The organism is Nocardia arthritidis NBRC 100137 (assembly GCF_001612765.1).
GTDB classification, from domain to species: Bacteria; Actinomycetota; Actinomycetes; order Mycobacteriales; family Mycobacteriaceae; genus Nocardia; species Nocardia arthritidis.
The window spans coordinates 1-24416 of the sequence record NZ_BDBB01000005.1; the positions used below are offsets into that span (position 1 = coordinate 1).

The 24416-nt window shown below is 66.8% G+C and carries 24 protein-coding genes; 17 read left to right on the top strand and 7 right to left on the bottom strand.

Annotated elements, in window-relative coordinates:
* The 6 genes from sucB to NA8_RS04095 all read left to right on the top strand — a co-directional run.
* The coding region (gene sucB / locus NA8_RS04070) for a 2-oxoglutarate dehydrogenase, E2 component, dihydrolipoamide succinyltransferase (RefSeq protein ID WP_084466510.1) at positions 1-1053 on the top strand (1053 nt) is incomplete at its 5' end.
* A 19-nt stretch (positions 1054-1072) separates the two neighbouring features.
* Positions 1073-1981 carry a TIGR01777 family oxidoreductase gene (locus NA8_RS04075; protein WP_063049015.1) on the top strand — a complete coding sequence of 303 codons (909 nt, stop codon included), beginning with the start codon at positions 1073-1075 and terminating at the stop codon, positions 1979-1981.
* Positions 1978-2514: a GNAT family N-acetyltransferase gene (locus NA8_RS04080; RefSeq protein WP_063049016.1), complete on the top strand. Its 537-nt coding sequence runs from the start codon at positions 1978-1980 to the stop codon at positions 2512-2514. The genes NA8_RS04075 and NA8_RS04080 overlap by 4 nt, the downstream gene beginning before the upstream one ends.
* A 558-nt stretch (positions 2515-3072) precedes the next feature.
* Positions 3073-3819, top strand: coding sequence for a lipoyl(octanoyl) transferase LipB (lipB, locus tag NA8_RS04085; RefSeq protein WP_084466511.1), 747 nt, complete (start codon positions 3073-3075; stop codon positions 3817-3819).
* A 10-nt stretch (positions 3820-3829) separates the two neighbouring features.
* Entirely contained in the window at positions 3830-4870 is a 1041-nt protein-coding gene (gene lipA / locus NA8_RS04090) for a lipoyl synthase (RefSeq protein WP_063049017.1), read from the top strand.
* A gap of 1050 nt (positions 4871-5920) precedes the next feature.
* On the top strand, positions 5921-6508 hold the full coding sequence (locus NA8_RS04095) for a transglycosylase SLT domain-containing protein (RefSeq protein ID WP_063049234.1): 588 nt from the start codon (positions 5921-5923) through the stop codon (positions 6506-6508).
* Between the two features lie 439 nt (positions 6509-6947).
* Here the strand turns inward: NA8_RS04095 and NA8_RS04100 are convergent, their stop codons facing one another.
* Positions 6948-8171 (bottom strand): helix-turn-helix domain-containing protein, encoded by a 1224-nt coding sequence (locus tag NA8_RS04100; protein WP_063049018.1) that lies wholly within the window; start codon positions 8169-8171, stop codon positions 6948-6950.
* A 294-nt stretch (positions 8172-8465) separates the two neighbouring features.
* Between NA8_RS04100 and NA8_RS04105 the strand changes: the two genes are divergently transcribed.
* From NA8_RS04105 to NA8_RS04135, 7 genes are all read left to right on the top strand, one after another.
* Entirely contained in the window at positions 8466-8660 is a 195-nt protein-coding gene (locus NA8_RS04105) for a hypothetical protein (protein WP_157106521.1), read from the top strand.
* Positions 8657-8866 carry a hypothetical protein gene (locus NA8_RS04110; RefSeq protein ID WP_063049020.1) on the top strand — a complete coding sequence of 70 codons (210 nt, stop codon included), beginning with the start codon at positions 8657-8659 and terminating at the stop codon, positions 8864-8866. The genes NA8_RS04105 and NA8_RS04110 overlap by 4 nt, the downstream gene beginning before the upstream one ends.
* Before the next feature lie 109 nt (positions 8867-8975).
* Positions 8976-9485 carry a hypothetical protein gene (locus NA8_RS04115; RefSeq protein ID WP_063049021.1) on the top strand — a complete coding sequence of 170 codons (510 nt, stop codon included), beginning with the start codon at positions 8976-8978 and terminating at the stop codon, positions 9483-9485.
* A 2-nt stretch (positions 9486-9487) separates the two neighbouring features.
* A complete protein-coding gene (locus tag NA8_RS04120; RefSeq protein WP_063049022.1) occupies positions 9488-10180 on the top strand; it encodes a DUF3558 domain-containing protein in 693 nt (230 codons plus the stop codon).
* A 15-nt stretch (positions 10181-10195) separates the two neighbouring features.
* A complete protein-coding gene (locus NA8_RS04125) occupies positions 10196-10570 on the top strand; it encodes a hypothetical protein (protein ID WP_063049023.1) in 375 nt (124 codons plus the stop codon).
* A 14-nt stretch (positions 10571-10584) separates the two neighbouring features.
* Positions 10585-11886, top strand: coding sequence for an RAD23 family protein (locus NA8_RS04130; protein WP_063049024.1), 1302 nt, complete (start codon positions 10585-10587; stop codon positions 11884-11886).
* Positions 11887-11956: 70 nt separating this feature from the next.
* Positions 11957-12718: an ESX secretion-associated protein EspG gene (locus tag NA8_RS04135; RefSeq protein WP_169810456.1), complete on the top strand. Its 762-nt coding sequence runs from the start codon at positions 11957-11959 to the stop codon at positions 12716-12718.
* Positions 12719-12902: 184 nt separating this feature from the next.
* On the opposite strand, the gene NA8_RS04140 is transcribed toward NA8_RS04135, so the two are convergent.
* The 4 genes from NA8_RS04140 to NA8_RS04155 form a co-directional block, all read right to left on the bottom strand.
* Entirely contained in the window at positions 12903-13361 is a 459-nt protein-coding gene (locus tag NA8_RS04140; protein ID WP_063049026.1) for a hypothetical protein, read from the bottom strand.
* A 405-nt stretch (positions 13362-13766) separates the two neighbouring features.
* Positions 13767-14663: a hypothetical protein gene (locus NA8_RS04145; protein WP_063049027.1), complete on the bottom strand. Its 897-nt coding sequence runs from the start codon at positions 14661-14663 to the stop codon at positions 13767-13769.
* The gene (locus tag NA8_RS04150; protein WP_169810457.1) at positions 14660-15007 is read right to left on the bottom strand and encodes a type VII secretion target; all 348 of its coding nucleotides are present in this window, start codon (positions 15005-15007) and stop codon (positions 14660-14662) included. The genes NA8_RS04145 and NA8_RS04150 overlap by 4 nt, the downstream gene beginning before the upstream one ends.
* Before the next feature lie 2 nt (positions 15008-15009).
* A complete protein-coding gene (locus NA8_RS04155; RefSeq protein WP_063049029.1) occupies positions 15010-15669 on the bottom strand; it encodes a YbaB/EbfC family nucleoid-associated protein in 660 nt (219 codons plus the stop codon).
* A gap of 488 nt (positions 15670-16157) precedes the next feature.
* Between NA8_RS04155 and NA8_RS04160 the strand changes: the two genes are divergently transcribed.
* The gene (locus tag NA8_RS04160) at positions 16158-16676 is read left to right on the top strand and encodes a DUF5666 domain-containing protein (RefSeq protein WP_157106523.1); all 519 of its coding nucleotides are present in this window, start codon (positions 16158-16160) and stop codon (positions 16674-16676) included.
* A gap of 15 nt (positions 16677-16691) precedes the next feature.
* Here NA8_RS04160 and NA8_RS32430 read toward each other — a convergent pair whose 3' ends face one another.
* Together NA8_RS32430 and NA8_RS04165 are read right to left on the bottom strand one after the other, a co-directional pair.
* Positions 16692-17720: a phosphotransferase family protein gene (locus NA8_RS32430; protein WP_169810458.1), complete on the bottom strand. Its 1029-nt coding sequence runs from the start codon at positions 17718-17720 to the stop codon at positions 16692-16694.
* Complete coding sequence (locus NA8_RS04165; RefSeq protein WP_063049031.1) at positions 17696-20140, bottom strand: AAA family ATPase; 2445 nt, start codon at positions 20138-20140, stop codon at positions 17696-17698. Before NA8_RS04165 ends, NA8_RS32430 begins: the two co-directional genes overlap by 25 nt.
* 143 nt (positions 20141-20283) lie before the next feature.
* Between NA8_RS04165 and NA8_RS04170 the strand changes: the two genes are divergently transcribed.
* The 3 genes from NA8_RS04170 to NA8_RS04180 all read left to right on the top strand — a co-directional run bounded on the left by NA8_RS04170 (position 20284) and on the right by NA8_RS04180 (position 24412).
* Positions 20284-21708, top strand: a complete 1425-nt coding sequence (locus NA8_RS04170) for a WGR domain-containing protein (RefSeq protein ID WP_063049032.1) — start codon at positions 20284-20286, stop codon at positions 21706-21708.
* Positions 21709-21820: 112 nt separating this feature from the next.
* Positions 21821-22138 (top strand): hypothetical protein, encoded by a 318-nt coding sequence (locus NA8_RS04175; RefSeq protein WP_063049033.1) that lies wholly within the window; start codon positions 21821-21823, stop codon positions 22136-22138.
* Between the two features lie 78 nt (positions 22139-22216).
* Positions 22217-24412, top strand: coding sequence for an elongation factor G-like protein EF-G2 (locus tag NA8_RS04180; protein WP_063049034.1), 2196 nt, complete (start codon positions 22217-22219; stop codon positions 24410-24412).
* Positions 24413-24416 lie beyond the last annotated feature (4 nt).

Sequence of the window (24416 nt, forward strand, 5' to 3'; positions counted from 1 at the left end):
CCGGCCCCGGTCGCCGCCGCGCCTGCTCCGGCACCGGCCCCCGCTCCGGCGCCCAAGCCCGCACCGGCCCCCGCGCCCGCCGCCGCTCCGGCTGCCGAATCCTCCAACGGCGCAACCCCTTACGTCACACCGCTGGTCCGCAAGCTGGCCGAGGAGAACAAGGTCGACCTCGCCGCGATCACCGGTTCCGGTGTCGGAGGCCGCATTCGCAAGCAGGACGTGCTCGCCGCCGCCGAGGCCAAGAAGGCCCCTGCTCCGGCCGCCGCTCCGGCCGCGTCCGCTCCGGCCGCGGCGAAGGCGCCCGCCGTGGCGAGCCCGGAACTGGCTCACCTGCGCGGCACCGTGCAGAAGGCCAACCGCATCCGCCAGATCACCGCGACCAAGACCCGCGAGTCGCTGCAGACCACCGCGCAGCTGACCCAGGTGCACGAGGCCGACGTCACGAAGATCGCGACGCTGCGCAAGCAGGCCAAGGCGGCGTTCAAGGACCGCGAGGGCGTCAACCTGACGTTCCTGCCCTTCTTCGCCAAGGCCGTGGTCGAGGCGCTCGGGGTGCACCCGAATGTCAACGCCAGCTACGACGAGTCCAGCAAGGAGATCACCTACCACGCCTCGGTGCACCTCGGCATCGCCGTCGACACCGAACAGGGCCTGCTGTCCCCGGTGATCCACAACGCCAGCGACCTGTCGCTGGCCGGACTGGCGCGCGCCATCGGCGACATCGCCAACCGCGCCCGCACCGGCGGACTGAAGCCCGACGAGCTGGCCGGTGGCACCTTCACCATCACCAACATCGGCAGCCAGGGCGCGTTGTTCGACACCCCGATCCTGGTGCCGCCGCAGGCGGCCATGCTGGGCACGGGCGCGATCGTCAAGCGCCCGGTCGTGGTGACCGACGAGACCGGCAACGAGTCCATCGGCGTCCGCTCGATGTGCTACCTGCCGCTCACCTACGACCACCGCCTGATCGACGGCGCCGACGCCGGACGCTTCCTGACCACGATCCGCCACCGGCTCGAGGAAGCGGCGTTCGAGGCCGATCTCGGTCTGTGAGGAAGGTCCCGCGGCACCTATGAAGGTCGTGATCGCCGGCTCGTCCGGGTTGATCGGGACAGCGCTCGTCGCGGCACTGCGCCGCGACGGGCACGAGGTCGCTCGGCTGGTGCGCCGAAAAGCGGCGGGCCCGGACGAATTCGCCTGGAACCCCGCTCGTGCGCACCTGGACGAGCGGGCGCTTCGCGGCGCCGACGCCGTCGTCAACCTCTGTGGTACGAACGTCGGGCGGCGACGCTGGACCGGCAGCTTCAAACAGGAACTGCGCGACAGCCGCATCACACCGACCGATGTCCTGGCCGGTGCGGTGGTCGCCGCGGGCGTGCCCGTGCTGCTCAATGCCAGCGGCGTGCATTACTACGGCGGCGACACCGGCGATCGTGTGGTGGACGAGACCTCCCCCGCCGGTGCGGGTTTCCTGGCCGCTCTGTGCCGGGACTGGGAGAAGGCAACCGAGCCCGCCGCCGCGGCCGGTGTGCGCACGGTGCTGTTGCGCAGCGCCGCGGTGCTGTCCCGGACCGGAGGCGTGCTCGGCATGCTGCACCCGTTGTACGCGCTCGGCTTGGGCGGCCGGCTGGGGAACGGTCGCCAGTACACGCCGTGGATTTCGATGGCCGATGAAATCGGCGCGATCGTCTTCGCGCTCACCCACGACACGGTGTTCGGCCCGATCAACGTGGTCGGCCCCGCGCCGGTCACCAACGCCGAGTTCAGCCGCGCGCTGGGCCGGGCGCTGAATCGCCCCACTCCCCTCGTCGTTCCGGCATTCGCGCTGAATGCCCTGGTCGGCGAGATGGCGCAGGAGGCGATTCTGCGCGGGCCGAGGGCTATCCCCACCGCCCTCGAGTCAGCGGGTTACCAGTTCCACCATCCCACCATCGGCGCCGCGCTGGCCGCCGCAGTGGGACGACCCGGAGATGCTCGATGACCGACCGACTCGACACCAGGCCCGCGACTGTCATCCGCGACGCGACCACCGCCGACCTTCCGGCGATACTCGACATCCACAACGCGAATATCGCCACGTCCACCGCGATCTGGGATACCGAGCGAGTCGGCCTGGACGAGCGCCTCGGCTGGTTCCAGGCCCGCACCGGGGCGGACCTGCCCGTGCTGGTTGCCGAGATCGACGGCGCGCTGGCGGGTTACGCGAGTTACGGCCCGTGGCGCACCAAATCCGGCTACCGCTACACGGTCGAGAACTCCGTGTACGTCGACGAACGCTTCCAGCGTCGCGGCATCGCCAGCGCCCTCCTCACCGAGCTGATCGAACGCGCTCGCCGCGCGGGCACGGTGCACGCCATGATCGCCGCCATCGAATCCGGCAATGCCGGTTCGATCCTCCTGCACGAACGCTTCGGTTTCCGCACCGTCGGCGTCCTGCCCGAGGTAGGGCACAAATTCGGTCGCTGGATGGATCTGACGCTCATGCAACTCACCCTCCCCATCGACGTCGGCTGACGCACTTCCCCGGCCGCCGACGTGCCGCGTTCCCACTCGCGGACGTACCGGGTGGTGGGAGCTACGCGGGTCTACGCAGTGGTGGACCGTGCCGCAGTCGGACGCTCGGACGCTCGGACGCTCGACGTCCCTACGCGGATGGGCGTATCTGGAGGCACGGTGCATTTCAGCACGTGACGCCAGGTCGATCCGAGGGACACGGTCGACGCGAGCACTCTTCGACGTCCGCCCGAAGCGGTAATGCCTTCAGCTCGGCATACGGCGATCGGACAATCGGCGCCATGGAAGACGTCGCACTCTTCGCGACGGAAACGCACGCTCACGCCGTATCTCACATCGGGCAAGACCGTCCGACGCGGTGGCTCACGAAGGCGGTGTGGATGCTCGCCGCCGCTACCGGGCTCTGCTCACGCCGGTGACCCACGCGACGCAGGAACCTGCCCACGGTTCCTGACCGCGCAACCTTCCAGCTCTCCCCCTGGCTATCCGTCCGCCCGTGCGAATTCCCCCCATCGAGGTGCTGGAACGGGCTGCCCCCGTGGGCGTACCGTCATCGCTGTGAACGACACGCGCACCACCCTGTCCGCCCGATTCGACACGACCCCGGTCATGGTCGAGGATCTCGGACTCATCGATTACCACGCCGCCTGGGAGCTGCAGCGCAGCATCGCCGAGCAGCGCGCCGAGGGCAACGGATCCGATCATCTGCTGCTGCTCGAGCACCCGTCGGTGTACACAGCGGGCCGCCGCACCGAGACCGACGATCTGCCGATCGACGGCAGCCCGGTGGTGCAGGTCGATCGTGGCGGCAAGATCACCTGGCACGGTCCCGGCCAACTGGTCGGCTATCCCATCGTGCGGCTCGCCGAGCCGGTCGACGTCGTCGACTACGTGCGCCGCCTCGAGGAGGCGTTGATCACCGTGTGCACCGGCCTCGGCCTGATCTGTGGCCGCGTCGAGGGCCGCTCCGGCGTCTGGCTGCCCGCCACCGAGTTGTACGCCGAACGCAAGATCGCCGCGATCGGCGTGCGCGTGCAGCGCGGTGTGGCCCTGCACGGCGTCTCGCTCAACTGCAACGCCGCTTTGGATGGATTCCAGGCGATCGTTCCGTGCGGCATCCGCGACGCGGGCGTCACCACGTTGACCCGCGAACTCGATCGCGAGGTGACCGTCGCCGAGATCAAGCCGCTGGTGGCCGCCGCCATCGTCCGCGCGCTGGACGGCGACCTGCCGGTCGCCGAGCACAATATTCCGCGTGTCACTCCTGGTGACACCACCCCGCAGTCCCCGAGCACGACGGCGTAAGGTCGATCGAGTGACCTCAGTCGACACCCCGACACCACACAACGCCGCCGCACCCAACGGCCGCAAGCTCTTGCGCATCGAAGCCCGCAACGCGGAAACCCCCATCGAGCGCAAGCCCAAGTGGATCCGCACCCGCGCCACCATGGGCCCCGAGTACTCCGAACTCAAAGGCTTGGTGAAGCGCGAGGGCCTGCACACCGTCTGCGAGGAAGCGGGCTGCCCCAACATCTTCGAATGCTGGGAAGACCGCGAGGCCACCTTCCTGATCGGCGGCGAACAGTGCACCCGCCGCTGCGATTTCTGCCAGATCGATACCGGCAAGCCCGCCGCCCTCGACCGGGACGAGCCCCGCCGCGTCGCCGAAAGCGTCCAGGCCATGGGCCTGCGCTACTCCACCATCACCGGCGTCGCCCGCGACGATCTGGACGACGGCGGCGCCTGGCTCTACGCCGAAACCGTCCGCGCCATCAAGCGTTCGAACCCGCACACGGGCGTGGAACTGTTGATTCCCGACTTCAACGCCGAACCCGACCAGCTCGCCGAGGTCTTCTCCGCCCGCCCGGAAGTGCTGGCGCACAACCTCGAAACGGTTCCCCGCATCTTCAAGCGCATCCGCCCGGCCTTCCGCTACGAGCGCTCCCTCGCGGTCCTGACCGCCGCCCGCGAAGCCGGTCTGGTCACCAAGTCGAACCTCATTCTCGGCATGGGCGAGACCCCCGAAGAAGTCACTCAGGCCATGCGCGACCTGCACGAGGCAGGCTGCGACATCCTCACCATCACCCAGTACCTGCGCCCGTCCCCCCGCCACCACCCGGTCGACCGCTGGGTGAAGCCGGAGGAGTTCGTCGAGCACTCCAAGACGGCCGAGGAAATCGGCTTCGCCGGGGTAATGGCAGGCCCCCTGGTCCGCTCCTCCTACCGGGCCGGACGGCTGTACGCCCAGGCGATGGCGCACCACGGCCGTGAGATCGCTCCGGAAATGGCGCACCTCGCCGAGGAAGGCACCGCGTCCCAGGAAGCCAGCTCCGTGCTGGCCCGCTTCGGCAGCTGATCTACCTCCGAGCAGTTTCGGGCCTCGCACACTCTTCTCGCGCGAGGCCCGACGCATATCCAAGCCACACCGTCGAACCGCGCACCTCTTACTGAGATCTCGCCTCAGTTCAGGAAACGGGTATCGAGTTCGCCGGAAGATCCGCAGACCTCGACCTGCTCGCTCGCCAGCTGAACTCGGTGATCGAGGGCACCAGTGCCACCGTGGACGTGCCGTCATCGTGACCGGTCGCCGGCGGGTCGGGAATTCGCGGCTCGTCCAGGAATTCTGCGACCGGTCCGATCACAGCTATCTGGTCTTCCAGGCGACGCGCGGGCGCACGCCGGTCGCTTCCTGCGCCACGCGGCCGCGAACCCGCTGGTCGCAGAGACCTTGCCGCTGGCAATGCATTGGGGGCCAGAGGATCTGGTCCGAGCCTGGGCGTGATCCACCGCCATACGGTCGCTTCTGTTTCAGCAGGACGCGTTCGAGGCACTGAACCGCTATTACGGCAACACAATCGGGTGCAACTTGGGAAGAGCATTTCGATCGCCGTCACTTGAGCCGTAAACAAATGCCGATAGCTTGCGTCGGGCGGTCGGAATCCGGCCGGTCCCGTCGTTCCAGTGATCGGACCGAGACAAACTCGGTCTCGTTACTGCAAACGAGCTGTTTGTGACATAAATCACGTTTACGCGTAAAATACCTGCTCAGCGCCCCACAGCAAGGATGAAACGCAGCGCTCCAAGATCGGCAATTCTTTGCCTTAATTTACCGTTTGCCAAATGTTAACCGGTCGTGATCAAGCTGAGATCAGGTCCGGAAGAGACCCGAGAAACCAGCTCCCCAGCTTCACCGGCTTGTTTCTCTCCGGGTACGGCAGCGGCACCGAAGGGCACCGCCCCGACTTGTGCACCGCGTCGCGCCGCCAGGAATTCGAACCCTGGCTCACAACGAAATCCGAAAACCGCACACGAGCCGAGATGGCGAACACCTTACCTGGTGTCCGACCGTAGATCCGCGCTGGCTTTTCCGGCCGGATCGCCGCACGAACAAGGAACCGATTTCTCGATGCCTGACGCACACTCTTCTTTTCTCCGCCGCTCATCGTCCCTTCGTAAGGGCGCGGCCATCGCCGCCACCGTCGGCGTGATCGCCGTTGGTTTCTCCGCCGGAGTCGCGGTGGCCGACGACAGCGCTCCGGCCCCGGTCGCCGCTGCCGCGCCGATCGACCTCCCGGGCCTGCCTGTGCTGCCCGAACTGCCTGCGCTGCCAGGTTTGCCAGGGCTACCCGGGGTGGCGCCCGAGGGAATCGTGCCCACGCCTCCCCCGGTCTACGAGAACAACCTCGACGGCTGGATCCGCCAGTCCCTCGACGTCATGCGTATCCACGGCATCCCGGGTAGCTACGAGGGCATTCACCGCAACATCATGCGTGAATCCGGCGGCAATCCCCGGGCCATCAACCTGTCGGACTCCAACGCCGCCAAGGGCACCCCCTCCAAGGGTCTGCTCCAGGTGATCGACCCGACCTTCAACGCCTACCACGTCGACGGCACCGCCTTCGACATCTACGACCCGGTCGCCAACATCACCGCCGCCTGCAACTACGCGGCACACCGGTACGGCTCGATGGACAACGTCAACGGGGCCTACTGAGCCTCGAACTCGAATCCGAGCAAGCGCCTCCTCGTCACCTCGACGCGGAGGCGCTGCCGTTTCCGGGTGCGACTCGCGCTCACCACGAAGCGGGCATTGCCCTGCGGCACCGCCATCGTCCAGCAGCGCGCTGGGATCGCCGCGGGCCGGACAATGAATCCGGGTCTCCAGGAGCGGTGATATGCGTACGGCGTTCGATCGACTCGGCGGCAATGATCCCCGGCGACTTCCAGCACACCGGACAGAGCGGCACACAGGGCTGGCTTCTGAGGACACCGCCTGAGAACGCAGGGCATGAGCGGACACTCACTCGAAGCCAGCTGATCGGAACCGGCCACGGCGCAGCTCGCCATGACCCACCTTCGAGCCAGACCGCGATGCGGCGAGTCTTGTTGGCGATTTCCGTGAGCCATAGATGCTGACGAACGGATACGGGGTATCAGGCCTGTGCCGCGCGCCGCGCCAAGAACTCACGAACCTCGGGAACCCCGGCGTGACTGCGAACCGTATTCGCGATGGCATCGATGCGCTGGTGGAGGCGGGTAGACGCTAGTCCGGCGATGGTGTCGTAGTTGTCGGCAAGCAGTGAACTTGCCCGTGCGACATCGCCGGATGTACTGAAGTTCTCCGCGAGATGGACCTGCCACGCGGCGCGCTCCCTGGGCCAGGCCGACGAACTTTCGATTGCGGCTTGCAGGTTGGTGGTTGCCTGGGAGTGCTCGCCTAGCCGCATCTGCGCCCAGCCGATGCCACCGACGAATTCGGCCTCCGGCAGGTAAACCCAATCCGGGTCGTGCCCACGAGTCGACTCGTACGCACGGTGCGCCCGGCTGATCGCCGCCGTCATCGCCGACTTGTCACCGCGAACCCCATGCGCTTCGGCTTCTCTGATCGCCATCAACGCACGCAGTTTCGGACCGCCGTCGCGGAGCGAGGCCCGCGCCCCAGCCTGTGCGTATTGCACGGCCAGAGGGTTGCCTTTCGCGTCATCTCCCGGACGACTCGCCATCAGACAGCTCGCATTCCCCAGCGCATGCGCCGCAGCGATCCCGTCACCTGCCGCATTCGCGGCGTTCGCCGCGTCCGCGTAGTACCGCCGCGCATCGTCCAGACGCCCCGCGTCGTAGTGCACCCACCCGGCGGCGGTCATCATCTCGGCGGCGGCGCTGGTGAGCGCCCGGCCGACCGCCTCGGTGTAACCGCTGTGGTCGAGAAGCTGCTCGACATAGCGGACTTGATTGGCCGCCACCCGGCACAACCGGTCGCCGCCGACCACCAGATCCAGTTCGTGGATCTGGTTCACGCTGTCGATGATGGCTTCCACGTCGCTCGCGCCGACTCTCCCGGCGGACGCCGAAGCGCCGTTCGCGGGGGCGGAAACCGACATCATGGCGGCCCCCGCGCTCCCCAATGCCCCTGCTTTGAAGAAGTTGCGACGGTCCACATCTGCCTCCCGGTCCGACTCCACTACCAGTATGGCAAGCGGAACCTGAAGCGCACGGGCTACGAGCCGAAGAACGCGAACATCATGGGAGGCGGGGCCGCCGCGTTCGAGATGCGAGACGGCAGGCTGGGAGAAATTTATGAGCGCGCCCAGTTCGGTCTGAGTCATGCCGACCGATTTACGGATTCGCCGGATCACTTCGCCGGTCGTCATGTACATGGCCCAGCCCCCCCGATTGTCGATTGTCGTTCCCCTGAGCATTCACCCCCGAAACGGGTGCCCGCGCAGGATATACGGCTCCTCGCATAGTCGGAACGGAAACCGAAATCCGCGCTCCCACTTGACCGAATGCCGCGCATACGTTCGGCCGCAGGTGCCGGTACCGGGCCGACGCCGGACTGTCTGCGGCGCACCGGCCGCCAGAGTGGCGGGCTGGTGGCGAGAGCCCCCGGTACCGGGCGCCGGCCGATCCTCGAAGGAGAGAGGTTTCCCGTGTCCCCGCATTCCCTCGCCATGTACCAACTCATCGCCCTGTGTGACGCAGCCGCCCATCGAGCGCCGATGATGCCGTTCAGCATCGCCCAGGCCCATGACGTGATGCAGATTCACGTGACCTGCCGCGCGAAACATTGCGCACGCAAGGCTGCGGCGCGACAGGTGCTGATCGACAGCGGACGAATGGTGCCGGATCCGAGTAAGCCGCAGTGAAGGAAACCGCTCCCGGATCGCCGCACCGACGCCGCCGCATCCAGATCGAAACCGGTCCGCTGCGCCTGGACTACCAGGCGAGCGCCGAACAGGCCGAAAGCGTCGCACGCGCGCTGGCACAACGGTTCCCGGACATCACCGTAACTGTCGACGACAACCTGGACGACGACCTCCCACACCTCCCCTGCGCACGGCTGTGGGACTGAACGCTTCCCCGCCATTCATATTCCGAACCGGAACGGAGAGTTCATCGGTGAAATCCGCTTACCCTCGAACAAGGCCGGATTCCTCCCGACCCGTGCTGACGGAGCGGCCATGAATACAGATCCCGCCGCCGACCCGACACTCACCCGCTGCCAGCGCTACCGGCACGTCTACGGCCTGCCGAGTTACGTACACGAGGAAACGCGACGAATCACGCTGCGCGCAGGAGATGTAAGCGCGGTCACGGTACCCGAACAACTCGGCAGAATGGTCCACAGCGACCTCGCCAGGCAGTACTTGCTCGGCCCCGTCATCGCTCACGGCTCCGGCCGATGGACGATCCTCGTCCGTCCCGACGAGACCCACCAGCTCGCCAACGACAGCGACATCTTCATCGCACTACTGCGCGCCCGCGCGACGATCGTCCCCGAGGGCGGCGAGATATTGCTGCCCTCGCCCGCTGACGAACGAACCGGATACCGCTGGTGGGTCGTCGCACCACGCGACGCGTTCCGCCCACACATCAGCACCGTCGTGCAGTCGATCATCATCTGTGCGGACCGAACTCCGCCCCATGACTATGGTTTTCAGGGACCAGATCGGCCGCGAGACCACTCGTAGCAATGATCACCGAGCTGCGCTCCCGGTCGATCGGCCGCCGCAAGGGCCAGAGTCTCCTGATCCGAACAAGCCGAATGCGATGGAACCGGAGCCCCCGTAAGTGCGTCATAGACTTCAGGGACAACTTTGACGGCCCGGATCGGGAGGCTTCGGTGGGACGACGGACAACGGCGACGGTTGCGGCGCTCGCTGGGGTGGCGCTGGTCGCTTCGGGGTGCGAATCGGGCACGGACGGGACTGCCACACCCAACACGGCGACCGACATCTCGGCGGCCACGGCCGCGCTGTGGGATCCGTGCACGCAGGTGCCGAACAGCACGTTGCAGCAGATCGGCGTCCGACTGGACACCAAAAGGTCGGGGGTTGCGGGTGTCGAGGAGCCCGGATGGAAGGTGTGTTCGTGGAACAACGATGATTTCAACCTTGGAGTTTCCACGACAATCCACACAGTCGATGATTTCAAGGCCAAGCCGGACAACATTGACTTCTCCGACATCTCGATCGCCGGGCGCGATGGTGTCCAGCATCGCAGAACGTCCGACCGGTTCAACGAGCTTTGCGATCTGATATTTCCAGCAAACTCTGGATCGTACGGAGTGACGATTTCCAATCGCGCGTCAGCAAAGAATCCTGCGGAGCCGTGCTCGAGCGCGCGGGCAGCGGCGGCAATTCTTGTACCGACGTTTCCACGCTGAGCAGAGGGGCAGCCAGTGGCATTGGGCGAAGACTTATCACGATGGCGGTATCTCGCTGGCGAGGCGGAGGCAGGTCGGCTATATCTCGATCAGTCAGTCGCACAGGCATGCCGTGACGCGTGCAACCGCCAGATCGACCTCTACAACCAGATTCGCGATGACCTGCAGTGGGTGAGCAAGGTGAGCGGCCTCGGCCGCTTCGACTGCTCCGACGAGCTAGCAAGGATGCTGGGCGCCAAGGCAGTCGGTGGCGACGGCGATGTGGACTCCGCCCTCAAAGAACACATCGAAGTACTGACCTTGATGCGTGATACGATCCAAATTTCCGTGGACCGCATCGGCGCGCAGGACGACTCCAACGCGCAAGACACGAGTAATCTGCTGAACTGACCGGGGGGATAATCATGGGCCTGCCGTTCTTGGTAGCGATCGGCGCCGCGCTTTTCGAGCAGTCGAAATCGGGCCCGCCCGACAGCGGTTCGCGCGACGAGAGCCCCGACGCCGCCATCGCGCGCAACCGCATCGCTGAAATCATGCGCGCCGGAACCGATGTGCAGACCCAGTCGCCGAAAGTGCCGGAAAGCGCCTACAAGAACCCGGACGGCATCGACGATCTCTATCAACGCGTGCAGGCGATGTCGATCACCGATGTCGTCGCGCTGCATCAACGGTGGGAGTCCATTCGCAATCGGCTCGAGCAGGGCTTGCAGAGCTTTGGCCCGGAGATCGGCAAGGCGATGGAAGGCAAGTGGGAGGGGGCGGCGGCGAAGGCCGCGGCGGACGGGATCAAGGAATACGTCGACAAATCCAGCGGACTGATCAATTCGGTGCAGATCGTCGCCGAGAAGGTGAAGATCATCCGATCGGGCATCGAGGTCACCCGGCCTGCCGTGCAAGAAGCGCCGACCCATTCGTGGACCAGCAACGTCGCCAGTTGGGTGCCGGGCCCGACCTGGAAGTTGAACCAGCACCGCGACGACTCCGCGCACGATGCGTCCGTGAACGTCGTCAAGAACGTCTTCTACCCTGCCGTCCGGGAGGCCGACACCGGCGTTCCGCTGGTACCCAAGCCGTACAACCCGGTGCACAATTCGGGCGATCAGCTGTCCGCGCCGAACAACGGCTGGCAGCCGTCGTCGTCCGGTACCGACGCCGCCGACAAAACCGCCACGCTGGACCCAGCACAGCTACCGGGCACAGACAACACCCCGGAAAGCACTGTAACGTCGAGCACGAATCCTGCTGCCGAGCAGAAGAATACGTCCGAGCAGACCACCACCACGCCCGCAGGCGCGAATCCGTCGACCCAACCGGCGAGCACCAATCCCGGCACCGATCCATCACTGACCCGCCCCGGAACACCGAGTCCCGGATCCCCCGGCACACCCAGTCCGGGCACACCCAGTCCGGGCACACCCAGCCCGGGCGTCCCCGGCCTCGGCAATCCCGCGCCGGGTCGCAGCATCAGCGGTGTGCCCGGTGTTCCGGGCGGCGTTCCCGCCGCCGCGTCCGCGCGTCCTGGCACCGGTCGTCCGGGAACGAGCGGCACGCCGGGCATGATGGCACCAGGCGCTCGCGGCAAGGGCGACGACGACAAAGAGCACCAGACGAAGGACTACCTGATCAACCAGCACAATGGCGAGGAACTCACCGGCCTCGGCGCTGAGAACAGAGTGAAGTCCGTGCCACCGGTGATCGGCGAATGAGCGAAGCCCGTATCGGCGCTACGCGAGAACACACGCCACGACCATGGTGCACGACGAAGGAGCCGGCTTCATGAGCCGACGGGAATGGTCGTTCACCGCGCTCGGCTTCACGGTGCTGTGGCGGGCGGTCGAGCGCGACGTGCTGCCATACCCGTTGCAGTACCGATCCACCGCCGAGACCGTCGCCGATTACGAGTCGGAATGGAAATCCGAAGCCGCCGGACTGCACCGTCGCCTCGACGAGTCCCTGTACAGCGCACTTCGGGTGCTTGCCGAGCCCGAGGCACGCATCGAGATGGCGGGTTTCAGCGGGAAAGAGAAACTTCGCGTGCACGCGGCCGTGCATTATCGGCATGCGGTGCTACTCGTACAGGAGCCCACGTCGTCGCCGGATCGCGGTGGGGCCGTGCACATGACACTGATCGATGCGGAGGGCGTGAGCCGTCGGGTCATCGACCACCTGCCCGACGCCACACGCGGCAACGGCCCCGGCATCGAGATCTCTCGGCACGACCTCGATGCCGAAGACGAGGAACCGTACCGCATGGGCGCGCCGCCCCCGCCCCGCGCCCGAGCCGAGCAGTTCTTCGAACGCCCGCGCACCACCGTCGCCCACGTCGCGGTGTACGCGGGCCCTGCCTGGGACAATCGCCCGGCACCCGCGCGCGGGTTCCACGTAATGGACTATCCCGACGGCCGCTATCTCGTCCGCAGCGGAACCACCATCAAAGCTGTCCCGGCCGACGCCACCGAAATTCGATCCCAACTCGACCGGGTCGTACACGCAACAGTCGCGGCCTTCCGCGAGGAAAACGATCCCAGTTACACCTGACGCATCGGGAACCGTCCTCCACAGGTGCAACCGGAATCGAGCGACCGAAGAAATCAGCCAACGAGCCAGCCGGACTTCGACCAGGCCAATTCCCCGTCTATTCAGCAAAACCCCCAGCCCTGACGGCAGATAACGACTGATCCGCACCAGCACCGTCCTGCCACAGCGGTAGACGTTCGACGACTCAGTCGAGCATGTTCAACACCACCGCCGAGAGCATCAGGGCGAACAAAGCGCCGAAGACGACCCAGCTGGTGCGGATCCAGTTGAGACCCGGCCACCTCGGCGGCTTCGGGGCGATTGCGCCCGGCAGAAGATAGAACGCTGGAGAGCGGTAGTAGACGGTCGTTCGGCATCCGGGGTCTACCGGCACGACGGTGTCCGCCGGACCCATATCGGAGTCCCACGCCCGGACGAAGAACCTGATGAGAAAGTGGACACCCCGTGTCAGAACCTCGATCCGGTAGAGCCCAGGTGCCACCGGGATGTAGGTGGGGCCCCAGGAGGCGTTCGGTATTTCGTTGCCGTTCACGTAAATGCGCGGCCCGGTGGACGCGTACACAGGGCCCGCGATCCACCATCGAAAGTAGGACGTGTCGACCACGATCCCGGTCTCGCCCGGTTCTGGCCGGTATGCGTCCACCGGGTGACGCTCGACGTTCTGGAAGAACCGAAGTCTCGGCCGGTCAACGGTATGGATCGGCGGCGGCACACGGTGAGTGACCCCGCCATACGAATGGGCCTCCGGCGCATACGGCTGCGGATGGAACGCGTTGTGCGGTAGTGGGCCACCGTTCCGATGCGGTGCTCCGTCGAAGCCTGCCTGTCCCGATTGCGCCGCCGTTCCTGAGCCCACTTGCCCGTATGGCAATGGACTACTCCAACCCGTCTGGCCCGGCTGGTGCAGAGCGCCTGCACCGGGTTGTCGAGGTTGCTGTGGGCCACCGAAGCCCGCATAAGGCGCGTGCTGATCGTTCACAGTGCTTGGATTCCCTTCGTTGATGATGCTGTTCGCAAAGATTGCCTTCGCGAAGCCGGATCCAGATCGTCAGCCCTTGGCGGGCTGGTTTTCCTTGCCCAGAAGGGCATAGATGACAGCGGCAACCGCCTGGGTGAGCGTCTGGACGTCCTTGAAGGCACTCGCCATGTCGAGCAGCAACTTCGAGATCTTCAAGCCATCGCGCCCGATCCTGGCGACCACCGCGGCGGCGACATGTGGCCCTGCCGCGCCGAGGGATGCCGCCAGTTCGAAGGTGTATCCGATCAGTGCTCCGGCCAGGCTGGTCAGGATGTCCTGCACCATCTTCCGGAACGCCTTGATGATCTTCGACACGGTATCCACGATCTCGCCGAGCGTGGCCGCTACCCCGCCCGCGCCAGCGATCTGGTCGATGAGATCCGTCGCCCGGTTCCGGTAGGCGTCCCCCGCGCTCCCGGTCCACGTCGCGATGTCGGCCTCGAGACTCGACTGCCACGTCGTGCTCATGTCGGTCAGTTCTTTGGCGATAAGGTTCCAGCTCTCGGAATAGGCCCCCACCATCTTGTCGTTTCCGGCGAGCCCGTCCAGCACCTTGCGGTAGGGCTCGACGTGCGTGAGCATCCATCCGGCGATCTGATCACCCACGAATCCGAACGGGTCGAACACCGCGTCCGACACGGTCGCGCCGACCGCGATGCCGCCCGTGATCGAGTCGAATGTCTTGGCGTTGCGGAAGTTGGCGTAAGCCTCCCATGCGTCTCCGGCGATGGTGCCGGACAGAACCCCCGGCAGCTTGGTCTCTTCATCCCGCTTCAGACCGATGTCGTGCATCCAGAAGACCGTCTCCTGGAAGTACTCCTCCCGGTAATCGGTCCCCTCGGCGATCAGTGGATTGTTCTCGGGCTTCTTCCGATCGTCGAAACCAGGAGTGTTCTCGTTGAGCCAGTCGCCGATTCCCGTGCTCACTTCGACCCTCCCGGTGCCTCGGCGATGGTCTCGCGCAATTCGGTCACCGATCTGCCGAAGGCGCTGTCTTTGCCTTCGAATGCCGCTGCGACGGTGTCGAGTTTGTCCGGCAGCGCCGCGACGTGCTCCGCGAGCTTGCGAATCACGTCGATGGTGTTCCGATGCTTCGCGTCCAGCACAAGCTTCACAAATGGGCGGGGAATCTCACCGAAGCCGTCGTCGGCCGAACCCAGGTAGGCGGCCGCTTCGAGCGACAGGGTCAAGCTCTCCATGAGTTTCTGCAGCTTCGCGGCATGATTGCGCACTTCGTCGGGATCGACGGAGATGGCGTCAGGATTGGTCACGGTCACACCAGCCAGGAGCGGTTGTAGTACTCGGTCTCCGGATCCGGTTCATCCGGGATGACTACCTGGTCGCGGTTTGGTTTGCGGCTTCGCGACGGAGGCGTCGCCTCCGAGGACGCCGGGCTCTGCGGCGCGGGGGAATGAGCCGGTGTCATGGATGGACTGTGGCCGGACGATGACGACGTCCGGTCTTCGAACGACGTGTCCGACTGCGGCTCTGGATCGGGGAAACGCTGGATGTATTGAGCGACGATCGCGACGCCCGCCTCGTCGTCACCAACGGTATTCCGCACGAGTTCCATGACCTGTGTCCGCAACGCCGATTGCGCTTGCCGCAGGCACGACATGATCTCGGCGGACAACACCGCCGGGTCCAGACCGCGCGAACTCGGTGACAGATCGATCGCCGTCGGTGCGCCGCTGCTGTCCACAGTGACCCGGACCCGCCCATCTTTGCCGGACTCGGTGACGGTCAGCGCCTGCATCCGGCCTTCCAACTCCTGAAAACGTCCGGCCCGGCGCTCGAAGTCCGCCGCCATTCGCACCAAGTCATCCGCAGCATGGTGCACATCGAATTCGGTCACCAACACCTCCCACTTCGCATTCGCCTGTTCGCGCTTCTTACATCGACACTGACGCAGGAGGCCGCCGATCGGTTCCATCGGAGTTCGCGCCCCTCGGATCGGTGATCGATCGGGGTGCGGGCCGAGCGCCCGGAATCGCCCCTGTGCCAATCCAGATGCACGCCGCCACCGACCCGCAATGCTGCTGTCGCACAACACTATCGGGCAGGTTGCGATTCAGTGCACGACCGGAGCGGCCGGGCGAAACCGGTCGACCACTCGTCGATGCTGGTGACGCCGGTACTCCCCGCCAGTGACAACAAGCACACGAAAGGCACACCTACCCTTGCCATATGCCTCGCTGGAGTACGCACAGTGGGAAGTCGGCGCGAGTAGGCCGGCTCGCACGGCTTGGGGGAGATCCCGAAACACTCTCGGCGACAACTATTTCGATGGCGAGAACGAGATCGAACTCCACTGCTTCGAGCGGGTCGCGGCCACGTGTCGACAGCGAAGCCTCGCGTCCGGTCCGGTCCGGAGTGCATCCGGGTGCGCTCGCGCCGCGGTCCGAAACCGTCTCTCGAACTATGGCAATGGGAATGCCACCGCTGCCGCCACGACGTGGGGACGACGAACCGCATCGGCTGCAGAACACGGGAGCGGCCGCATTCGTCGGGCTCTGCATCGGCGTGGTGATCTTGGTGGTGTCGGGGTGTCTATTCGTCGGCGGCCCAGCGGAAAAGGCCGCGTCATCGACGACGACACCGGTCCGCACCAGCGCCCCGAGCACCTCGCAGCCTTCGTCCACCGTGCGCGCGACGACACCTTCGGTCGCCGCTCCTCCTGCCGGCCGCTCGGGCATCGGGATCACGTTCGGGAAGGTCACCGCCAACGACGGCACGACCATAGTGGTGCGCAACGCGTTCACCAGCAACAGCGTCAAGGTCCGTACCGACACCGGCACCAAGGTGCATGTCCTGCTCGCCAAGCGGGCGACCGAGATACGCGTGGGCGCCCTGGTCGGCGTCTACGGGCGGCAATATCCCGATGGTGTGATAGTGGCCGAGGTCATCACCGGGATCTCGATCGGCACTCTGCCCAAGTGATTTCGGCTCGCCCTGTCATCGTCGTCCGCGTAGCGCCGCTTCCACCAGCACCTCGTCGACCGGCTCGCTCTGCCCCCACACCTCGCGCGCCAGTCGCAGCTTCCCGGCCATGCTGTCCACCAACGCCGCTTCCGCCGCCGCGTCCCCCGCTCCCTGCCGGAGCGCCTTGCTGTAGCGAACCGCGTCGACGACGACCGATTTGACCCGCTCGTGATCGAGGTAGGTTTGCAGGTCACGCCGCCACTCGCCGGTCGCGGCCTCGGGTTCGGCGGCGATCCACTCGGCCAGGAACGCGTCTTGCTCGTGCGGGAGGTAGCCCATTTTGTGCAGATGGGTGGCCACGTCGTACACGGGGTCGCCGAACAGGGCGAATTCCCAGTCGAGGAACACGACCCGGCCGTTCCGCACGATCATGTTCTTCCGGTGCACGTCGGCGTGCACCATCCGAAACGGTCTGGCTTCCAGCGTGTTCCACGACGCGATGACGTGCCCGAGCGGCTGATCCGGGACGCCCAGCCTGCGGTACAGTTCGCCGAAATCCGCGCTGCTGTCGCGGTACACCCGCGCGGTGACAGCGGACAATCGGCGAGCGAACCCAGCGGGATCGTCGTCCCGGCCCGGCTCGCTCGGCGGCAGCAGTTCCCGAGGAATACGGCGAAGTTCGGCGAACAACGCCGCCACATCCGCCGGTACATGAGCCGGAACGGGGACGCCGCGAGGTGCGAGGCGATCCAGCAGGTCGCCGTCGATGTAGTCGTGGATCTGGTAGGCGGGGCGTACCGATTCCCAGCGCAGCTTCGGCGCCGAGGCGACGAAGGGCTCGATCGCGATCAAGATCGCTGGCTCAGGCCATTGCCGCAGATCCATCACATCGGCGCCCTCGACGGCAATCCGCACGTTCACCGCGCCCGCGATGCCGTCGACCCGAACATTGTGGTTGTAGTAACCAGCCGCCGACTGCGCGCGGGACAGCGCGTCGTGGTACATCGCCTCCGCGTCGATACCGAGCACCCGTGCGATCACCCGTGCCGCGTCGCGGTCCACGCCCGATCCTGGCGTCGGCGGCTGGATACGCGACCGCGCCGCCGCGGCGGCTTTGGAGATGTCGGGTTCGGTCCAGCCGTACAGCGCCAGGACCGCTCGCGCCACGAGCACCAACCCCGGGTAGACGTTCGCGCCCTCGAATTCCGCGATGGCCCAGCGCGCACTGCGGACGGCATCGTCGCGTAAGCCGCGGCGTGCGAGACGCCGGCACGAAACAGCTCCGCCCTGGCGCGGCCCGACCGGTACCCGGCTTGTTCGAGAATCTCGCATGCTTCGGCGAGCGCGTGCTCGGCGGCGTCCAGTTCTCCGAGCGACAGCCGCGCCAAACCGAGTGCGGTGTACGCCTTTCCCAGTTCGTGCAGCGCGCCCAGCTCACGCTGTTGCACGATCGCGGCTCCGGCGGCCGCGATCGCCCGCGACGGGTCGGTGAGCGCCAGCAGCTCGGCCACGTTCGTCGCGATATTGGCCTGTCCGACGACGCTGCCCGCGGCGCGGTAATGGGTGTCGGCTTCGGCCAGATACTGTGCGGCGCGGTCGGTGTCGAACGCCAGCCGGTAGGCGAGGTGTCGCAACCGCGCCACATCGCCCAGGAACTCGCGGTCGTCACCGTCGGCCATCGTCACGAGTTCCTCGCACATGGTCAAGGCCTGACCGAATCGGCCCTGGCACATGTGCAGGTCGGCCGCCCACTGACCGGCGACGAGCCGGGCCCGCCCCGATCCTCGCGCCCACACGTCCTGGTAGATGGTCAACGCCTCGTCGGTGTCACCGAGGATGCGGCGCGCGTTCGCCGCGGCGACGGCCAACCGCTCCGCGATGGGTCCGGTCCGATCCAGAGCGACGTCCCGAGTGAGGCGATCGGCTTGCTTGGCGTCGCCGAGCAGCACCGCCGCTTCCGCTTCCAGGCACCGCGTGAGTTCCGACAGTTCCGCCATACCTGCCAGGTTCTCATGCGGATCGCTCAGGTAGCGGTCCAGATCGCTGATCACTCCGCCGATACCCTGGCTGCCACCTGCCGCTTCGATCCGGTCGACGTAGTGCAGCAACGTCACCGCGGAAAGCATGCCCGAACGAACACCGTGGTATCCCGCCTCGCGCAGAGCGGCGACCCGGCCGGTCGGCCGTTCGGCACGGATGAACCACAGGTTGTGCAGCACCGCATGCAGGGTGCGCCGAACATCCGGATCCAAGCGCCGCTGCAGCGCGTCCACCATCAGCTGGTGCAGCTGAAAGCGCTCGCCTTCGCCGCTTTCGTCGGCGGCGTACACGAACGAGTACGCGATCAGGGATTTCCATGCCGCGATGTGATGAGGTAGCTCGAACTGCTCCGCGACAGCGGTGAAGATCTCCCGATCGAAGGTACGAGGCAGCCCGAGCAGTTCCAGCAACCGGACCTCGTCGGGACGCACGTGCTGGAGGAAGCGCTCGAGCAGCGTTTCGGGCGAGACCAGTGCGGCGGGCGCCACCCAGCCCGCGCGGGTGCGGGCATCGATGGCCAGATGCAGATAGAACGGGACGCCCGCGCTCGAAGCGGCGATCGCCGCGCGCTCGGCGGGATCCTCGATACCGGACGAGTCGAGCAGCTCGAAGCGGGCGTCCATCGGCAGGTCGTCGACCGGCACGGCGCGAATCCGGGTCGACCACTCCGGGTCGTGCCGCTCCCAACCGAGCGGCTCGCGGCAGGCGATCACCACCAGGCCGGTGTCCAGCTGCGCGACCACATCGCGCAACCAGGCGTCGGACGCCGCCGCGCGGCCTTCGCGATCGGTGCCGCCCATCAGCGCTTCGTAGGCGTCCAGGAAGACCACGTAGGGCTTCTTGCCCTCCGTCCCGCTCTTGAGATCTTCGGCGAACAGGTAGGAGACGGCTTCTTCCAAACCCGCGAGACTCAGTCGGTCGAGTTCCTGGAGGACGGGGTCGTGGCGTATCCGGTGGGTTCGGATGGCGCGGCGCGCACCGAGGTCGAGCAGCCGGGTCGCGGTGCCGAAGACCGGGATACCGGTGGCGTCGTTGAGGATTTCGGTCAGGATCTCGCTGTGCTCGGCCAGCGCCAGCGAGTCCGAGGTCAGGCGCAGATGTGGGTGCATGCGCTGCCACAACACCGCGCAGGCGATGTCGAAGCGATGGAACTTGATCTTCTGCGCGCCGAACTGGACGCGCAGCACGGCCAGCCCGTCCGCGGCCTGCCGATGGCTCGGCACCTGCAGATCGAGCACCGCCGCCGGATGACGCTTCTCGACCCGCGCCCGCAACTCGGTGACCAACCGGGACTTGCCGATCCCGCCGACACCGTTGAGCAGCATGACCCGGGGATGCTCATCGGCGTCGGCCAGCAGTTCCTCGAACCGCGTCAGGACCGGCTCACGGTCGACGAACGGACGACTGGTCGATCCCGGCTGGAATCGTGCGGTCAACACCATGTGTCCCCCTCGTGACGAGCCGGGCACGATTCTGCCAGACCCCGTTACCGCTCCGGTCGGGACCGCGCCTGACAATCGCTGAATGTCGGTGCCTGTTGCTAACTTTCGCTTCGTTCTGATCTGACGAAAACAGGCGAGGCGCTATGACAATCGGGGGAACCACCTATCTCGAACTGTCCGAGGACAGTGGTACCGCGCACAAGTTCTACGAGGTGATCGTCGCGGGCACGCAAGTGAGTGTCCGTTTCGGCCGCATCGGCGAGCAGGGGCAGACGAAGGTCAGTTCGTTCGCCACCGAGGAGAAGGCGCAGGCGGCCGCGGCGAAAAAGGTCGGCGAGAAGGTGCGGAAGGGCTATGCGCCCGCTGTGATGGGAGCGCGGGGCAGACGTCCGGTGACCAGGCGGGCGATCAGCAGCGGCCGCTCGACCGCGACGGCCGCGCCCGTGCTGTGGAGTTTCGACTCCGGCGCCGCCGCCTTCGGCATCTTCGTCGACGAGCGCCGCTGCTGGGTGGGCAACGAGAGCGGCGACGTGTTCACCCTGACCCCGGACGGCGTGGTCACCGGCCGGTACCGCCTGCCCGACGCCGTCAAATGCATTGTGGCCGATGATTTCTGGATCTACGCGGGATGTGACGACGGCCGTGTCTACGACTTGTCGGGCAAGGTGCCGCGGGCGGCCTACGACATCGCGGCCGAAGTCGACATCTATTGGCTCGACATCCACGACGGCATCCTCGGCGTCTCCGACCGCCAAGGCGGCATCACCGTGATCGATTACGAGGAAGAGTCGCTGTGGACCCGGCGCAGCACCGGCGATTCGGGCTGGATGGTGCGCATCGACGCGCACGGCGTCTACCACGGGCACTCCGCGGGCGTCACCAAGTACGACCTGGACAGCGGGAATCCCCTGTGGCAGGCGGGCACCGGAGGAGACGTCCTGTTCGGCTGGCAGGAATCCGACGCCGTCTACGCGGGCACCTCCCGCAACCAGGTCCGCATGGTGGCCAAGAACGGCCGAGCCGAGCGCATCTACCAGTGCGATGCCGCGGTCTTCTCCTGTGCCACCTCGCCCGACGGCCGTTACGTCTTCGCCGGTGACAATTACTCGTCGGTGTACTGCTTCGACGCCGCGGGGAACCGCGTGTGGAAGCTGGCCACCGGCTGCGGTTCGGCCTATTCCATGCAGTACCACGACGACAAGCTGTACCTCGTCACCACGACGGGCACGCTGGCCTGTCTCGACGTCGGCGAAGCCGCCATCCGCGATGCCGAGCAGGGCGTGCTGCCGCAGACGGTGTCGGTGAAAGCACCCGAGATCTCCGCGGTGGTGCCCAGCGACACCGTCGAGATCACCTCCGACGCGGGCACCGGCGTGATCGTGGAATGCGTGAGTCACGGCAGTTCGCTGCGCGTACGTGTCGTCTCCCCCGGATTCCACCAGGGATGGAATGTCCAGTTCCCCAAGGACATCCGGCGACCGGGTGCTCGCTACGTAGTCGACGGCATCGCCGAGTCGGCGCGCGGCGGTTTCTACCGCGTCCGCGGAGACATCCGCCGGCTGTCCTGACCGAACCCGCATCGGGTTCTCGTGAGAGCGTTCTTCGCACATCGTGTGCGGGGAACGTCTCCGGTCGGACTTCGGCTTCCCGCGGGCTCGGCTGAGTGGCTCGCGCGCTTGGTTGCGGCAGGCGCTCGACCCGGCGGTTGCGCCGACGGTGAAGCCACTGCGGCTCGCAGACGAGGCGGACCCGGAGTTGATCGCGCGGGTGGCGCCGGCCCTCGATTCGGTCATTTCGACGGTTATCGAGGTGACCGCCACCGAGCCCGGTCAGCTCATCGCGACCGTGACGTCCACCGGGCCGGAAAACGCCGCTACCGGGCATGGTGCCGTTCGTATCGCGTGGCGGCTCGTAGCGCACCGCCGCGGGCTGAGCCCGCGCGACGAGCCTCGCACCGGCGAGCCCCCCGCCTGCGCATTCGACCGCGCACACCCCTGATCTGCCGATTCGTCGGCGGAACGCAACGCCCGGTGGGAAGGTGGACGTACGGCAGGTGTCAGCAGAGGAGCGAGACACATGGTGGACAAGACCAACGGAGCTGCCGCGGGCAACGGCGGCGTAGTGACCGCGGACCGGCCCGAGCAGATCCGCAACGTCGTCCTGGTCGGGCACAGCGGGTCGGGCAAGACCACGCTCGTCGACGCCATGGCGCTCACCGCGCGGGCGGTCAACCGGGCCGGACGGGTGGAGGACGGCACCTCGCTGTCGGACTACGACGAGATCGAGCATCGCCAGCACCGGTCGGTGCAGCTGTCGGTCGTGCCGGTGGCATGGGCCGGGATGAAGGTCAACTTGGTCGACACCCCCGGATATGCGGACTTCGTGGGCGAGCTGCGGGCGGGACTGCGCGCGGCCGACGCGGCGCTGTTCGTCATCTCGGCGGCCGAGGGCGCGGACGGAATCGCGGGCGCGACCAGGGCGCTGTGGGAGGAGTGCGCCGCGGTCGGGATGCCGCGCGCGATCGTGATCACCCACCTGGACACGGCGCGCGACGAGTTCGACGTGATGACCGAGACCTGCCGGACCGTGCTGGGCGGCGGATCGTCGGAGAACATCCTGCCGCTGCATCTGCCCGTGTACGGCCCGAAGAACCCGGACGGCCACCGGCCGGTCACCGGCATGGTGGAGCTGCTGCCGCACTGCGTGGGCGACTACTCCTCCGGGGAGGAGGTGCAGGGCGACCCTTCGCCCGATCAGGTACCCGCTCTGGAGCAAGCGCGCAACCGCCTCATCGAGGGCATCATCGCGGAGAGCGAAGACGAGACCCTGATGGAGCGCTACCTCGAGGGCGAGGAGATCGGCCTGGCGACGCTGGTCGCCGACCTGGAGCGCGCGGTTGCCCGCGGCAGCTTCCATCCCGTGCTGTTCGCCGCGCCCGCGCCGGAGGGGGCCAAGCAAGGTTTGGGGACGGTCGAATTGCTCGAGTTGATCACCGGCGGCTTTCCGACACCAGCCGAGCACGCCATCACCGCCAGCAACGGCGCCGAACCGCATCCGCTGCGCTGCGACCCGGATGGAGAGTTGGCCGCGGAGGTCATCCGCACCGCGTCCGACCCGTACGTCGGGCGGGTTTGCATGGTCCGCGTCTTCTCCGGCACCTTGCATGCCGACGACACGGTGCACGTCAGCGGACACGGCCTGGAGGATCGGGGCCACGAGAGCCACGAACTGGACGAGCGGGTCGGCGCGATCTCGGCCCCCTTCGGCAAGCAGCAACGCCCGCTGCGGCAGGCGATCGCGGGCGACATCGCCTACGTCACCAAACTAGGACACGCCGAAACCGGCGACACACTGTCGTCCACCGACAGCCCGCTGCGGATCGAGCCGTGGCCGATGCCGGACCCGCTGCTGCCCATCGCCATTCGCGCGCACAGCAAAGCCGACGAGGACAAACTCTCCCAAAGCCTTGCCCGCCTGGCCGCCGAAGATCCGGCGCTGCGCCTCGAGCACAACGCTCAGACCCATCAGCTGGTGCTCTGGTGTCTCGGCGAAGCGCATCGCGACGTCGCCCTGGAACGGTTGCGGACCCGGTTCGGCGTGCAGGTCGACGTGACCGATCACCAGGTGGCGTTGCGGGAGACGTTCGCAGGCAAGGCCACCGGGCGCGGCAGGCACGTCAAACAGTCCGGCGGGCATGGGCAGTACGCGGTGTGCGAGATCGAGGTCGAACCGCTGCCCGAAGGGGCCGGGATCGAGTTCGTGGACAAAGTGGTCGGTGGCGTTGTTCCGCGCCAATTCATTCCGTCGGTGGAGAAAGGCGTTCGAGCACAGGCCTCCCGTGGGTTGACCGCCGGATATCCCCTCGTGGACGTGCGCGTCACCCTGTTCGACGGCAAAGCGCACTCCGTCGACTCCTCCGACGCCGCGTTCCAGACCGCAGGCGCCCTTGCCCTCCGCGAGGCAGCGGCGGCCGCGGGGATCCGACTGCTGGAGCCGCTCGCCGAAGTCTGGGTACTGGTCTCCGACGACTACGTCGGCCCGGTCCTCAGCGACCTGTCCAGCCGCCGCGGCCGCGTCCTCGGCACCGAGCCGCACGGCACCGGCCGCACCCGCGTCCACGCCGAGGTTCCCGAACTCGAGCTCAGCCGCTACGCCATCGACCTGCGCTCGATCTCGCACGGCACCGGCGACTTCACCCGCACCTACGCCCACCACGAGCCGATGCCGAACCAGGTCGCCGCGTCGGTGCGCGGGGAAAAGGCGCGCGCGTAGCCTG